The sequence below is a fragment of the Pseudomonas sp. MT3 genome, assembly GCF_054720805.1.
The window spans coordinates 93084-106469 of sequence record NZ_JBTVPY010000004.1; the positions used below are offsets into that span (position 1 = coordinate 93084).

A 13386-nucleotide genomic window follows, 5' to 3' on the forward strand; every position below is an offset into this window, starting at 1 on the left:
GCGCCCGCGCGCGTGGCAAGGCTTCATTCAGGAGTGTCTATGGCTGTCAAAGTCCTGGTGGTGGACGATTCGGGATTCTTCCGTCGCCGTGTCTCGGAGATCCTCTCCGCCGATCCGCAGATCCAGGTGGTCGGCACGGCCACCAATGGCCGCGAGGCGATCGACCAGGTGCTGGCGCTCAAGCCCGACGTGATCACCATGGACTACGAGATGCCGCTGATGGACGGCATCACCGCCGTGCGGACCATCATGCAGCGCTGCCCGACGCCGGTGCTGATGTTCTCCTCGCTGACCCACGAGGGCGCGCGGGTGACCCTGGACGCGCTGGATGCCGGCGCGGTGGACTACCTGCCGAAGAACTTCGAGGACATCTCGCGCAACCCGGACAAGGTCCGCCAACTGCTGTGCGAGAAGGTCCATACCATTGCCAAGAGCAATCGCCGCTTCGCCGCCTACGCCTCCTACTCCGGTAGCGCTTCGGCTTCCGCGCCCGCCGCCGGCGGTACCCCGCGCCAGGCCGCGACGGCCCCCTCCGGCGGCCAGGCGCCCGCCGCTCCCGCGCCGGCGACCTCCGCCGCCCCAAAGCGTAAGGCCTACCGGCTGGTGGCCATCGGTACGTCCACCGGTGGGCCGGTGGCGCTGCAGCGGGTCCTGACCCAGTTGCCCGCCAATTTTCCCGCGCCGCTGGTGCTGGTCCAGCACATGCCGGCGGCCTTCACCAAGGCCTTCGCCGAGCGCCTGGACAAACTGTGCAGGATCACCGTCAAGGAAGCCGAGGACGGCGACCTGCTGCGCCCCGGCGTGGCCCTGCTGGCCCCCGGCGGCAAGCAGATGATGGTCGACGCCCGTGGCGCGATCCGCATCCTGCCCGGTGACGAGCGCCTGAACTACAAGCCCTGCGTCGACGTGACCTTCGGTTCCGCGTCCAAGGCCTACGGCGACAAAGTGCTGGCGGTGGTCCTCACCGGCATGGGCGCCGATGGCCGCGAAGGTGCGCGCATGCTCAAGCAGGGCGGTGCCCAGGTGTGGGCGCAGGATGAAGCCAGCTGCGTGATCTACGGCATGCCGATGGCGATCGCCAAGGCGGGCCTGGCCGACGCGGTGTACAGCCTGGACGACATCGGCCGCCACCTCACCGAGGCCTGCGGCTGATGGATGTGCTCAGCCTGGTCGGCCTGATCCTCGCGCTGGTCGCCATCATCGGCGGCAACTTCCTCGAGGGCGGGCATGTCGGCGCGCTGGCCAACGGCCCGGCGGCGCTGATCGTGGTCGGTGGCACCCTGGCCGCCGCGCTGCTGCAGACCCCGGTGGCGGTGCTCAAGCGTTCGCTGCACATGCTGCGCTGGATCATCCTGCCGCCCAGAGTGGACCTGGTCGGCGGCATCGGCCACGTGGTCGGCTGGAGCATGACCGCGCGCAAGGAAGGCCTGCTGGGCCTGGAAGGCGTCGCCGACGCCGAGCGCGATCCTTACGCGCGCAAGGGCCTGCAATTGCTGGTGGACGGCGCCGAGCCGGAAGCCATCCGCAGCATTCTCGAAGTCGACCTGTACAACCAGGAAAGCCGCGATCTGGCGGCGGCCAAGGTGTTCGAAAGCATGGGCGGCTACTCGCCGACCATCGGCATCATTGGCGCGGTCATGGGCCTGATCCACGTGATGGGCAACCTCGCCGACCCCAGCCAGCTGGGCAATGGCATCGCCGTGGCCTTCGTTGCCACCATCTACGGCGTGGGCCTGGCCAACCTGTTGCTATTGCCGGTGGGCAACAAGCTCAAGAGCATCGTGCTGCGCCAGTCCTGCTACCGCGAAATGCTGATGGAGGGCCTGCTGTCCATCGCCGAGGGTGAGAACCCGCGCTCCATCGAATTGAAGCTGCAAGGCTTCGTCGGCTGAGGAGGGGACATCAATGCCTCGCCGTCGCCGCCACGAGGAGCACGAGAATCACGAACGCTGGCTGGTGTCCTACGCGGACTTCATCACCCTGCTGTTCGCCTTCTTCGTGGTGATGTACTCGATCTCCTCGATCAACGAGGGCAAGTACAAGATCCTCTCGGAAACCCTGACCGGCGTGTTCAACCAGGCCGACCGCTCGGTGCGTCCGATCCCCATCGGCGAGGAGCGGCCACGCACCCAGCAGCCGGACCAGTCGCTGAACGAGCCGCAGGACGAAGGTCAGGCCCAGGGCAGCCCGGATACCTTGCAGCAGATATCCAGCAGCATGCGCGAGGCGTTCGGCGAACTGATCAAGAGCGATCAGGTCAGCGTGCGCGGCAACGAGTTCTGGATCGAGATCACCCTCAATTCCAGCCTGTTGTTCCCCAGCGGCGATGCGATTCCCAATGACACTGCCTTTGGCATCATCGAGAAGGTCGCCAGGATTCTGGCGCCTTACCGCAACCCGGTGCATGTCGAAGGCTTCACCGACAACGTGCCGATCCACAATGCCCAGTACCCGACCAACTGGGAACTGTCGGCGGCCCGCGCCGCGAGCATCGTGCGCATGCTCGCCCAGGACGGGCTGGATGCCGGCCGGCTGGCGGCGGTGGGCTATGGTGAGTTTCAGCCGGTGGCCGACAACGCCACGGCGGACGGGCGAGCCCGCAATCGCCGGGTGGTGCTGGTGATTTCCCGCAACCTCGAGGTGCGCCGCAGCGTGAGCGGCGTGGGCAGCGGCAAGGCGCAGCCCGATCCGGCGCTGCGTCACGCTGGCACGCAACCTGCACCGGTGGTTGCCAGCGAGGCGCCCGGCAGTGGCGCCGTCAATTCTTCGACGTCGGTTGCGGGAGAGTGAAACGTGACGACCCTGAACCGATCCTGTGCAAGCGGGGAGCGAGCACTATGAAAGTCTGGGCGGTAGCCAACCAGAAAGGTGGCGTCGGCAAGACCACATCCTCCATCGCCCTGGCGGGCCTGTTGGCCGACGCCGGCAAGCGTGTGCTGATCGTCGACCTCGATCCGCACGGCTCGATGACCAGCTATTTCGGCCACGACCCGGACACCCTGGAGCACAGCGTGTTCGACCTGTTCCTGCACCAGGGCAACGTGCCCGAGGGGCTGCCGGAGTCGCTGCTGCTGCCCACCAGTCACGAGAACATCCGCCTGCTGCCGTCGAGTACCGCGCTGGCCACCCTGGAGCGCCAGTCGCCGGGGCAGAACGGCCTGGGCCTGGTGATCGCCAAGAGCCTGGCGCAGTTGTGGAGCCAGTTCGACCACGCGATCATCGACAGCCCGCCGCTGCTCGGCGTGCTGATGGTCAACGCGATGGCGGCCAGCCAGCACCTGGTGATCCCGGTGCAGACCGAGTTCCTCGCCCTGAAGGGCCTGGAACGCATGGTCAACACCCTGAAGATGGTCAACCGCTCGCGCAAGCAGGCGCTGCCCTTCACCATCGTGCCGACCCTGTTCGACCGTCGTACCCAGGCATCGCTGGGCGCGCTGCGGATGTTGCGCGACACCTATCCCGAGACGCTCTGGCAGGCCTTCGTGCCGGTGGATACCAAGCTGCGCGACGCCAGCCGCCACGGCCTGGTGCCCTCGCGCAACGAGGCCGGCAGCCGGGGCGTGATCGCCTACCGCGCCTTGCTCAAGCACCTGCTGACCCAGGTGCCGGCGGCGCAGGTGGCTTGAGCATGGCGAGCCTGAATTTCCGACGAGAGCGTTCAAGTCTCGTCACCCAGCGGCCGATAGGCTGGAAAGTCCCTTTGCGCGGTCATCAACCATGAGTCGTTCCGCTACCGCCACGCGCCCCCAGCTTGCGTTGCAGTCCTATCTGGACGCGCTGCTGCAGGATGCTTTCGAAGAGTTCGCCGACGAACCGCCGGCGCCCGTCGTCGCGCCCGAAGCTCCGGCAGCGGTTGCCCTGGCCAGTGCCGAGATCGTGGCGCCGGCCGTTGTCGAGCCCCCGCCGACCCTGGTGTCGCCGCAGCGCGACAGCGTCAGCCTGGATGAATTTGAAGCCGCGGTGCTCGAGGAGCAGGTGCGTGATGCCCGGCTGAGCGTTGCCCACGAGCCCGCTGCTCGTCCGGTCGGGGCCGAGCCGCTGGTGGTGCCGCACACCGCGTCTCCGGCGCAGAGCGCGCAGGTCATCGAACTGCGCCAGCCGGGCAGCGCCGAACTGCCGGTCGCGCCGCTGGCGCTGCTGGACGACGGCCGGCCGGTATGGGCCGCCGAACCTTTCGAATGCCTGCTGTTCGACGTCGCCGGGCTGACCCTGGCGGTGCCGCTGGTCTGCCTGGGTTCGATCTATCCGCTGGCGGGCCACGATCTGACTCCGCTGTTCGGCCAGCCGGACTGGTTCCTCGGCATCCTGCCGGGTCAGGCCGGCAACCTGAAGGTGCTGGACACCGCGCGCTGGGTGATGCCCGAGCGCTACCGCGACGACTATCGCGAAGGCTTGCAGTATGTGATTTCCGTGCAGGGCTACGAGTGGGGGCTGGCGGTGCACCAGGTCAGCCGCTCGGTGCGCCTGGATCCGTCCGAGGTGAAGTGGCGCACCCAGCGCCAGCAACGCCCGTGGCTGGCCGGCACGGTGATCGAGCAGATGTGCGCGCTGCTGGACGTCTCGGCGCTGGCCGAACTGATCGCCAGCGGCGCAACGCGGCGCCCTCGGCATTGAGTGCGCGCCGATCCATTTAACGAAATTCACCATGCCCCCGGCGGCGTGGTTCGACGAAGAGGCGAGGGGATATGAAGAAAACGTCAGCGCAAGGTGCCGAAGATCCGATTCTGCAGTGGGTCACCTTCCGCCTGGACAACGAGACCTACGGCATCAACGTGATGCAGGTCCAGGAAGTGCTGCGCTACACCGAGATCGCGCCGGTGCCGGGTGCCCCGAGCTACGTGCTGGGCATCATCAACCTGCGCGGCAACGTGGTCACCGTGATCGACACCCGCCAGCGCTTCGGGCTGGACCCGGCGCCGGTCTCGGACAACACCCGCATCGTCATCATCGAGGCGGACAAGCAAGTGGTGGGCATCCTGGTCGACAGCGTCGCCGAGGTCGTCTACCTGCGTCAGTCCGAGATCGAGACCGCGCCGAACGTCGGTAACGAGGAATCGGCCAAGTTCATCCAGGGCGTGTGCAACAAGAACGGCGAACTGCTGATCCTGGTCGAGCTGGACAAGATGATGACCGAGGAAGAGTGGTCGGAGCTGGAGAGCATCTGAGGTGCTGTCGATTGCACTGGTGATCCTCGGGCTGGCCTGTGCGGGCCTTGCCGGGACCTGCGTCTGGCTGGCGGGGCGTCAGCGCGTCCAGCAGGCGCAGGCGGCGGAACAGGCCGGACGGATCGCCGAGCTGGAGCAGCGCCTGAAGGAGCTGGGCAAGCGCATCGAGTCCTACCAGCAGATCAACGTCCGCATGGGCGAGGAATTGCGCGAACTCGGCAAGCAGGTTGCGCCCTTGCCCGAGCGCCTGACGCGCATGGAGCAGCGCGATCCCGCCAGTCTGACCTTCAGCCAGGCCGCGCGCCTGGTCGGCATGGGGGCGAGTCCTGAGGACCTGACCCAGAGCTGCGGCCTGTCCCAGGCCGAGGCCGAACTGGTCGCTCGCCTGCATCAGGGCAAGGCGCGCGACTAGCCCGTCGTCCGCAAAAACAAGGCCCCGGAAGCGGGGCCCTGTTTTCAGCCCGCGTTCGCTCAGGCTTTGCGGTTCTTCGTGCCGGTATCGAAGCGCTGCGCGACAAGTCCCAGCGCGACGATGACCGCGGCGAGCAGCAGCGTGTAGACCATTGCTGAACGGGTTCCAGCTTTCGTTCGAAGGCTTCCGCCGCGCGCTGCCGGGGAGCGAATGCTCGCGGCCCTGTACGGGGTGGGAGGCTCTGTAGTGGGGCCAGGGCGTCCGATGGATTCTTCGGAATCGTTCGTTGTAGTGCATTAGCTACGCGTATTTCGGATTTGCCTGATAAAAATTTGGTCGGATCATCGTTAGATTGGCCCTGTCAGAAACTTTCCTGAGGGCCACCGATATGGCCGCCATTTCGCGACGGGCTATGGTGTTGTGCGCGCATCCGGGCCGACTGATGGATTACGGCGCACTGCTCAATTGCCTGGAGTTCTATCACCTGAGCCTCTGCCAGGACCTGGACGAGGTGCGCAAGGTGCTGGCCAGCCAGCAGCGCTACAGCTTGTTCATCCACGACGACTTCGTGCCCGGCCCCGATGAGCTGGTGAGCTTGAAAGCCCTTGGCCAGAGCAACGCCTTCCGCCAGTTCGTGCTGGTCGGGAGCTACAGCGCTGAAGAAAAGACCGGGCTCTTCCAGTGGGCGTGGCGGCATCGCGTGCCGCTGCTGCGGGTACTGGACAAGCCGCTCTCCCTGGCGCAGTTGCGTGAGATCACCGACAGCCTGGTGCTCTACCACGGCGAGGATGAGCAGCCGATTCGAGCATCCGTGAGCGAGCTCCAGGATTACCAGGTGCCCGAGACGCCGCGCCGAGGCCGTGCCTGAGGTCGAGCGCTATCGGTCGGTCCAGGGGGCGGGCCCTTCCAGCAGCAGCGGTTCGCCAGCGGGGGCCGTTGCGTCCAGCGGGCTCTTGCCTTTCAGGTACCAGGCGAAGGCGATGATCTCGGCAATGGTGCGATAGAGCGCCTCGGGAATCGCTTCGCCCAGCTCCAGCCGAGCCAGCAGGCGCACCAGGTCGGCGTTCTCGTAGATCGGCACGTCGTGATGGCGCGCGATGGCGAGGATGGTTTCGGCCAGTTCGTCGTCGCCCTTGGCCGCGAGGGTCGGTGCGCTCTGCCCGTCGTAGTTGAGGGCGATGACCTGGCGCGGGGCTTTCTTCGACATGCTCATGCGGTTTCATCCACCCAGCGTTGCTCCACGGCGGTCCGTGTACCCTGGGGCGGTTTGCCCAGGTTGCAGGACAGTTCGCCAACGCTGAGTCCGGCGTCGTTCAGGCGCTGGCGCAGGGTGCCCAGCTCGCGGTCGATCAGGCTGGCGGTGCTGGCGCGCTCGGCCCAGAGCTGGCTGGCGATGCTGCCGTGGGCGAGGGTGGCCTGGGCTTGCAGCGGACCGAGCGGGTCGAGGTCGAAGGCCAGTTCCACGCGCCAGAGCGTGTCGGGCTGCTCGCGTTCGCTGCCTTGTCGTTCTTCCTGCTGAATGCGTACTTGCAGTGGCACCAGGTTGTGCTGCTGGCGCAGGGGGATTTCCATCTGCCAGGTGTTGAGCAGGGTGCCGTCGGGCAGCACTTCGTTCTGCGACAGGCTGGACAACTGGTGGGTCTGCAGGCGCGCCACCGCGGCGGCGGCCAGCTTGAGCAGGGATTCCAGGTCGCCGTCTTCCTCCAGTTGGCGCGCCAGGCGGCTGGGCAGCGGGAAACCGACCGGCGACGGCGTACGTCCGCCCGTCTGGCCGATTACGCCAAGGGCATTGCGTACGAAGGCCGGCAGCGACTGCGCCAGATGGCTGGCTCCGGCCAGGGCGTTGCCCGAGAGATTGCCCAGCACCGAGGCGGCGGTGCCGTTCTGGGCGGGCAGCAACTGGGCGATCAGGCGCAGCAGATTGCCCTTGAGGTCCTGTGGCAAACCTTCCGCACCGCGCAACAGTTGGGCTTCGAGGAATACGCCGCTCTGCTGGATGGCCTGGGCCACGCCCTTGGCGTCGCCGAGCTGGCGGGGCTCGGGGAGGGCGCTCAGCAGCTTGTCCACCGCCTGTCGCAGCTCGGGGCTGAGCGATTGGCCGCGTCCCGCGCCCTGCAGCGCGTGGAACAGTCCTTCCAGCGAGCCTTGCCGGCCCTGCTGGGCGGCCAGTTGCTGGTTGAGGTCGAGCTGGTCGAGACGGCTGGTCAGCGGCAGGAACTGCAGGGCCTGCTGGTCCTGTACCCGCGCGCTGAGCAGGCTGCCCAGGGGCAGCGAGTGGGGCGACTCGAGACTCAATTGGCGTCCCGCCAGTGGTGTGTTCAGCAGGCGGACCAGCACCTGGTAGAGGGCCTGGTCCGCCTTGCCCTGGGCGATCAGTTGGCTGGCTTCGACCTTGCCCTGCAGCAGGGTGCCTACCGGCAGCAGGTCGAGGTCCAGGCTGTCCAGGGGCGCCTGTCCGGCCATGCCCTGGTTCAGCAGGGTGACGGCAAGGTGGGTCTGGGACAGCGCCGACAGTTGCAGCGTGCTGCCCTGGGGCAGGGCTTGCGGGCTTTCCGCGCTGACCAGGGTCTGTTGGCCGCTGGCCAGCGTCAGGCGCAGCAGGAGTTGGAAGCTGACCTGGGTGTCGCGTACCGCGACGACTTCGGCCAGCGCCTTTTCACCCGGCGGTAGCAGGTCGCCCAGGCTCTGCGCGAGCTTGAGGGTCAGCTCCGCGGCGCTTGGGGCGCTGCGCGACGGCGGCGTGGGAGGGAGCGGGCGGGGAGCGCCAATTTCGCTCGGCATCGGAGACCTGCAGGGTAGCGGGACGGGTTGACGCCCAGTGTATCGGCGTGCGCTGCGGGCACTTTAGACCGTCCGGCGGCGACGGAGCGGCTCAGGGAAGGGCGGGGTGCGCTGTTTTGACGTTACACCCTGTCGAAAAACCTGACGTCGGGCGTAGGAACGGCTGTGTATAATGCGCCGCCCGAGGCCGTGCTTGGCGGCCCGGACGGTATGGCCGCATTTTTGCTCCACTGACTGTTTTCTGCCCGACGGTTGCCGATGTCCTTGACCCATCCACTTCTCGAAACCGTGGCGCTCGCTTGCGAGCGGGACTGGCGCATGCTGTTCGAGCGTCTCGATTTGCGACTGGGCGCTGGCGAGATGCTACAGATCGTCGGCCCCAACGGTAGCGGCAAGACCAGCCTGCTGCGCCTGCTCAGCGGGCTGATGCAGCCCACCGCCGGCGACGTGCTGCTCAATGGCAAGCCCCTGCGCGATCAGCGCGGCGAACTGGCCCGCCTGCTGCTGTGGATCGGTCACGCCGCCGGCATCAAAGGCCTGCTCAGCGCCGAGGAGAACCTCGCCTGGCTCTGTGCCCTGCACCAGCCGGCCAGCCGCGACGCCATCTGGGAAGCCCTGGCCGCCGTCGGCCTGCGCGGTTTCGAAGACGTTCCCTGCCACACCCTGTCCGCCGGCCAGCAGCGCCGCGTGGCCCTGGCGCGCCTGTACCTGGATGCGCCGCCGCTGTGGATCCTCGACGAACCCTTCACCGCCCTCGACAAGCAGGGCGTGGCGCAGCTGGAGGAGCACCTGGCCGGCCATTGCGAGCGCGGCGGCCTGGTCGTGTTGACCACCCACCACACCCTGGAGCGGATGCCCGAGGGTTATCGGGCGCTCGATCTCGGCCAGCATGCGCGTGAGGTAGCGGCCCGATGAGCAGCGTCTTCACCCTGTTGCTCGCTCGCGAGACCCGCCTGCTGTTCCGCCGTCCGGCGGAGTTGGCCAACCCGCTGGTGTTCTTCGCCATCGTCATCGCGATGTTCCCGCTGGCGGTCGGCCCCGAATCGGAAATGCTCAAGAACCTCTCGCCGGGCCTGGTCTGGGTCGCGGCATTGCTGGCGGTGCTGCTGTCGCTGGATGGCCTGTTCCGCAGCGACTTCGAGGATGGTTCGCTGGAGCAGTGGGTCCTTTCGCCGCATCCCCTGCCACTTCTGGTACTGGCCAAAGTACTGGCACACTGGCTGATTTCGGGGCTGGCGCTCGTGCTGCTGTCCCCGCTGTTCGCGCTCATGCTGGGTCTGCCGGCGCGCTGCCTGCCGGACCTGCTGTTGTCACTGTTGCTGGGTACGCCGGTCCTGAGCCTGCTGGGCGCGGTGGGTGCGGCACTGACGGTGGGCCTGAAGCGCGGCGGCCTGCTGCTGGCGCTGCTGATCCTGCCGCTGTACATACCCGTGCTGATCCTCGGCAGCGGTGCGCTGCAGGCCTCCCTGCAGGGGTTGCCGACCGCCGGGCACCTGTTGTGGCTGGCCAGCCTGACGGCGTTAGCATTGACGCTGACGCCCTTTGCCATCGCCGCCGGGCTGAAGATCAGCGTCGGCGAGTGAACGAACGATCGCCGGATCGGGAAACGGTACCGGCGACTGAAACTAGAGCCCTGAATTACAGAGCCTGATGATGAACTGGACTTGGTTTCACAAGCTTGGGTCGCCCAAGTGGTTCTACGAGATCAGCGGACGCTGGATGCCCTGGTTCGCCGTCGCCGCGGCGCTGCTGATGAGCGTCGGCATCGTCTGGGGCCTGGCCTTCGCGCCGCCGGACTACCAGCAGGGCGACAGCTTCCGCATCATCTATATCCACGTTCCGGCGGCGTTCCTCGCCCAGTCCTGCTATGTGATGCTGGCAGTGGCCGGCGCCATCGGCCTGATCTGGAAGATGAAGATCGCCGACGTCGCCGTGCAGTGCGCCGCGCCCATCGGTGCCTGGATGACCTTCGTCGCGCTGGTCACCGGCGCTATCTGGGGCAAGCCGACCTGGGGCGCCTGGTGGGTGTGGGACGCGCGCCTGACCTCGATGCTGATCCTGCTGTTCCTCTATTTCGGCGTCATCGCCCTCGGCCAGGCGATCACCAACCGCGACAGCGCGGCCAAGGCCTGTGCGGTGCTGGCCATCGTCGGCGTGGTGAACATCCCGATCATCAAGTACTCGGTGGACTGGTGGAACACCCTGCACCAGCCGGCCACCTTCACCCTCACCGAGAAGCCGCCGATGCCGCCGGAGATGTGGATTCCGCTGCTGCTCATGGTCGCCGGCTTCTACTGCTTCTTCGCCGTGGTGCTCTTGATGCGCATGCGCCTGGAAGTGCTCAAGCGCGAGGCCCGTGCGAGCTGGGTCAAGGCTGAAGTGGAGCGCGTGCTATGAGTTTCCAGTCCTTCGGTGATTTCCTCGCTATGGGGCATCATGGCCCTTATGTGTGGTCCGCCTACGCCATCAGTCTGGTGGTGCTGGCGATCAACGTCGTCTCGCCGCTGCTGGCGCGCCGGCGATACCTGCAAGAAGAGGCGCGTCGTCTGCGCCGGGAGGCCAACAAGTGAATCCGGTCCGCAAGAAGCGCCTGTACATCGTACTCGCCATCGTCGCCGGCGTGGGCGTCGCCGTCAGCCTGGCGCTGTCGGCGCTGCAGCAGAACATCAACCTGTTCTACACCCCGACCCAGATCGCCAACGGCGAGGCCCCGCACGACACGCGTATCCGCGCCGGCGGCATGGTGGAGAAGGGCTCGCTCAAGCGCTCCGCGGATTCGCTGGACGTGGAGTTCGTGGTCACCGACTTCGCCAAGGAAGTCACGGTGAAGTACCGCGGCATCCTCCCGGACCTGTTCCGCGAAGGGCAGGGCATCGTCGCCCTGGGCAAGATCGACGCCAATGGCGTGCTGACCGCCGATGAAGTGCTGGCCAAGCACGACGAGAAATACATGCCGCCGGAAGTCACCAAGGCGCTCAAGGACAGCGGCAAGCTGGAGCACTACGAAGCCAGCCAGAGCGGCAACGCCGCGCCTCAGCAGGGGAGCAACTGACATGGTTCCCGAACTCGGCCACCTTTCGCTGATCCTCGCGCTGTGCATGGCGCTGGTGATGTCCTTCTTCCCGCTGATCGGCGCCTGGCGCGGCGATCGCCAGTGGATGAGCCTGGCGCGCCCGGCGGCCTGGGGGCAGTTCGCCTTCCTGCTGTTCTCCTTCGGCTGCCTGAGCTGGGCCTTCCTCCACGATGATTTCTCGGTGGCCTACGTCGCCAGCAACTCCAACAGCGCGCTGCCCTGGTTCTACAAGTTCAGCGCCGTGTGGGGCGCCCACGAAGGCTCGCTGCTGCTCTGGGCGCTGATTCTCGGCGGCTGGACCTTCGCCGTGTCGGTGTTCTCCCGCCAGTTGCCGGAAGTGATGCTGGCCCGCGTACTCGCCGTGATGGGCATGATCAGCACCGGCTTCCTGCTGTTCCTGATCATCACCTCCAACCCCTTCAGCCGTTTGCTGCCGCAGGTGCCGGCCGACGGCAACGACCTCAACCCGTTGCTGCAGGACCCCGGCCTGATCTTCCACCCGCCGATGCTCTACATGGGCTACGTGGGCTTCTCGGTGGCCTTCGCCTTCGCCATCGCCGCGCTGCTCGGCGGCCGCCTCGACGCCGCCTGGGCGCGCTGGTCGCGTCCGTGGACCCTGGTGGCCTGGACCTTCCTCGGCATCGGCATCGTGCTCGGCTCCTGGTGGGCCTACTACGAGTTGGGCTGGGGCGGCTGGTGGTTCTGGGACCCGGTGGAAAACGCCTCCTTCATGCCCTGGCTGGTGGGCACCGCGCTGATCCACTCGCTGGCGGTGACCGAGAAGCGCGGCGTGTTCAAGAGCTGGACCGTGCTGCTGGCCATCGCGGCCTTCTCCCTGAGCCTGCTGGGCACCTTCCTGGTCCGCTCCGGCGTACTGACCTCGGTGCACGCCTTCGCCTCCGACCCCGAGCGCGGCGTGTTCGTCCTCGCCTTCCTGCTGATGGTGGTCGGTGGCTCACTGACGCTGTTCGCCCTGCGCGCGCCGGTGGTCAAGAGTCAGGTCGGCTTCGCCCTGTGGTCCCGCGAGACCCTGCTACTGCTGAACAACCTGATCCTGGTGGTCACCGCCTCGATGATCCTGCTGGGCACCCTCTACCCGCTGGTGCTCGACGCCATCAGCGGCGCCAAGCTGTCGGTCGGTCCGCCGTACTTCAACGCGCTGTTCGTGCCGCTGATCGCCATCCTCATGCTGGCCCTGGCGGTCGGCGTGCTGGTGCGCTGGAAGGACACCCCGACCCGCTGGCTGCGCGGCATGCTCACCCCGGTGCTGATCGGTACCCTGGTGCTGGGCGTGGCCGGCAGCTTCCTCTATGGCGAGTTGCACTGGGAAGTGCTGACGGTGTTCCTGCTGGCCGCCTGGGTGGTGCTGGCCGGCGTGCGTGACTTCTTCGACAAGGTCCGCCACAAGGGGGTAATCGCCGGTGCCGCGGGCCTCAATCGCAGCTACTGGGGCATGCAGCTGGCGCACTTCGGTATCGCCATCTGCGCCATCGGCGTGGTCCTCACCAGCCAGTTCAGCGCCCAGCGCGACCTGCGCATGGAGCCGGGTGAGTCGGTGGAGCTGGCCGGTTACCAGTTCCGCTTCGAGGGCACCCATCACTTCGAAGGCCCGAACTTCACCTCCGACAAGGGCACCATCCGCGTGACCCGCGACGGTTCCGAAGTGGCGGTGCTGCACCCGGAGAAGCGTCTGTACAGCGTGCAGAACTCGATGATGACCGAGGCCGGCATCCACGGCAGCCTGACCCGCGACCTCTACGTCGCCCTGGGTGAGCCGCTGGAGAACGGTGCCTGGGCGGTGCGGGTGCACATCAAGCCGTTCGTGCGCTTCATCTGGCTGGGCGGCCTGATGATGGCCCTGGGTGGCGTGCTGGCGGCGCTGGACCGTCGCTACCGCCTGAAAGTGAAAACGCGTGTACGCGAGGCCCTGGGCCTCGCCGGACAGGGAGCCTGAG

At 67.0% G+C, this 13386-nt stretch carries 16 protein-coding genes; 14 read left to right on the top strand and 2 right to left on the bottom strand.

The window, feature by feature from the left end:
• The first annotated feature begins 39 nt into the window (after positions 1-39).
• From ACYCAX_RS05585 to ACYCAX_RS05620, 8 genes are all read left to right on the top strand, one after another.
• Positions 40-1152 carry a protein-glutamate methylesterase/protein-glutamine glutaminase gene (locus ACYCAX_RS05585; RefSeq protein WP_460247561.1) on the top strand — a complete coding sequence of 371 codons (1113 nt, stop codon included), beginning with the start codon at positions 40-42 and terminating at the stop codon, positions 1150-1152.
• Positions 1152-1892 (top strand): flagellar motor protein, encoded by a 741-nt coding sequence (locus ACYCAX_RS05590; protein ID WP_015476561.1) that lies wholly within the window; start codon positions 1152-1154, stop codon positions 1890-1892. The genes ACYCAX_RS05585 and ACYCAX_RS05590 overlap by 1 nt, the downstream gene beginning before the upstream one ends.
• A 13-nt stretch (positions 1893-1905) precedes the next feature.
• Positions 1906-2790, top strand: coding sequence for a flagellar motor protein MotD (gene motD / locus ACYCAX_RS05595; RefSeq protein ID WP_015476562.1), 885 nt, complete (start codon positions 1906-1908; stop codon positions 2788-2790).
• 47 nt (positions 2791-2837) lie between these two features.
• The gene (locus ACYCAX_RS05600; protein WP_015476563.1) at positions 2838-3626 is read left to right on the top strand and encodes a ParA family protein; all 789 of its coding nucleotides are present in this window, start codon (positions 2838-2840) and stop codon (positions 3624-3626) included.
• Positions 3627-3717: 91 nt separating this feature from the next.
• Positions 3718-4614, top strand: a complete 897-nt coding sequence (locus ACYCAX_RS05605) for a CheW domain-containing protein (protein WP_460247562.1) — start codon at positions 3718-3720, stop codon at positions 4612-4614.
• Between the two features lie 71 nt (positions 4615-4685).
• Entirely contained in the window at positions 4686-5165 is a 480-nt protein-coding gene (locus ACYCAX_RS05610; RefSeq protein WP_015476565.1) for a chemotaxis protein CheW, read from the top strand.
• Between the two features lies 1 nt (position 5166).
• On the top strand, positions 5167-5577 hold the full coding sequence (locus tag ACYCAX_RS05615) for a DUF2802 domain-containing protein (protein WP_015476566.1): 411 nt from the start codon (positions 5167-5169) through the stop codon (positions 5575-5577).
• 442 nt (positions 5578-6019) lie between these two features.
• Positions 6020-6445: a hypothetical protein gene (locus ACYCAX_RS05620; RefSeq protein ID WP_460247563.1), complete on the top strand. Its 426-nt coding sequence runs from the start codon at positions 6020-6022 to the stop codon at positions 6443-6445.
• Positions 6446-6454: 9 nt separating this feature from the next.
• Here the strand turns inward: ACYCAX_RS05620 and ACYCAX_RS05625 are convergent, their stop codons facing one another.
• Together ACYCAX_RS05625 and fliK are read right to left on the bottom strand one after the other, a co-directional pair.
• On the bottom strand, positions 6455-6784 hold the full coding sequence (locus ACYCAX_RS05625) for an EscU/YscU/HrcU family type III secretion system export apparatus switch protein (protein WP_460247644.1): 330 nt from the start codon (positions 6782-6784) through the stop codon (positions 6455-6457).
• A 2-nt stretch (positions 6785-6786) separates the two neighbouring features.
• On the bottom strand, positions 6787-8358 hold the full coding sequence (gene fliK, locus ACYCAX_RS05630; RefSeq protein WP_460247564.1) for a flagellar hook-length control protein FliK: 1572 nt from the start codon (positions 8356-8358) through the stop codon (positions 6787-6789).
• 258 nt (positions 8359-8616) lie between these two features.
• Here fliK and ccmA point away from each other — a divergent pair, with 258 nt between their 5' ends.
• The 6 genes from ccmA to ACYCAX_RS05660 all read left to right on the top strand — a co-directional run bounded on the left by ccmA (position 8617) and on the right by ACYCAX_RS05660 (position 13385).
• The gene (gene ccmA / locus ACYCAX_RS05635) at positions 8617-9273 is read left to right on the top strand and encodes a cytochrome c biogenesis heme-transporting ATPase CcmA (protein WP_086009555.1); all 657 of its coding nucleotides are present in this window, start codon (positions 8617-8619) and stop codon (positions 9271-9273) included.
• Positions 9270-9941 (top strand): heme exporter protein CcmB, encoded by a 672-nt coding sequence (gene ccmB / locus ACYCAX_RS05640; protein ID WP_015476571.1) that lies wholly within the window; start codon positions 9270-9272, stop codon positions 9939-9941. Before ccmA ends, ccmB begins: the two co-directional genes overlap by 4 nt.
• A 67-nt stretch (positions 9942-10008) precedes the next feature.
• A complete protein-coding gene (locus ACYCAX_RS05645; protein ID WP_086009556.1) occupies positions 10009-10755 on the top strand; it encodes a heme ABC transporter permease in 747 nt (248 codons plus the stop codon).
• Positions 10752-10928: a heme exporter protein CcmD gene (gene ccmD / locus ACYCAX_RS05650; protein WP_015476573.1), complete on the top strand. Its 177-nt coding sequence runs from the start codon at positions 10752-10754 to the stop codon at positions 10926-10928. The genes ACYCAX_RS05645 and ccmD overlap by 4 nt, the downstream gene beginning before the upstream one ends.
• Positions 10925-11410 (top strand): cytochrome c maturation protein CcmE, encoded by a 486-nt coding sequence (gene ccmE / locus ACYCAX_RS05655; RefSeq protein ID WP_015476574.1) that lies wholly within the window; start codon positions 10925-10927, stop codon positions 11408-11410. Before ccmD ends, ccmE begins: the two co-directional genes overlap by 4 nt.
• Position 11411: 1 nt before the next feature.
• The gene (locus ACYCAX_RS05660; protein WP_015476575.1) at positions 11412-13385 is read left to right on the top strand and encodes a heme lyase CcmF/NrfE family subunit; all 1974 of its coding nucleotides are present in this window, start codon (positions 11412-11414) and stop codon (positions 13383-13385) included.
• Position 13386 lies beyond the last annotated feature (1 nt).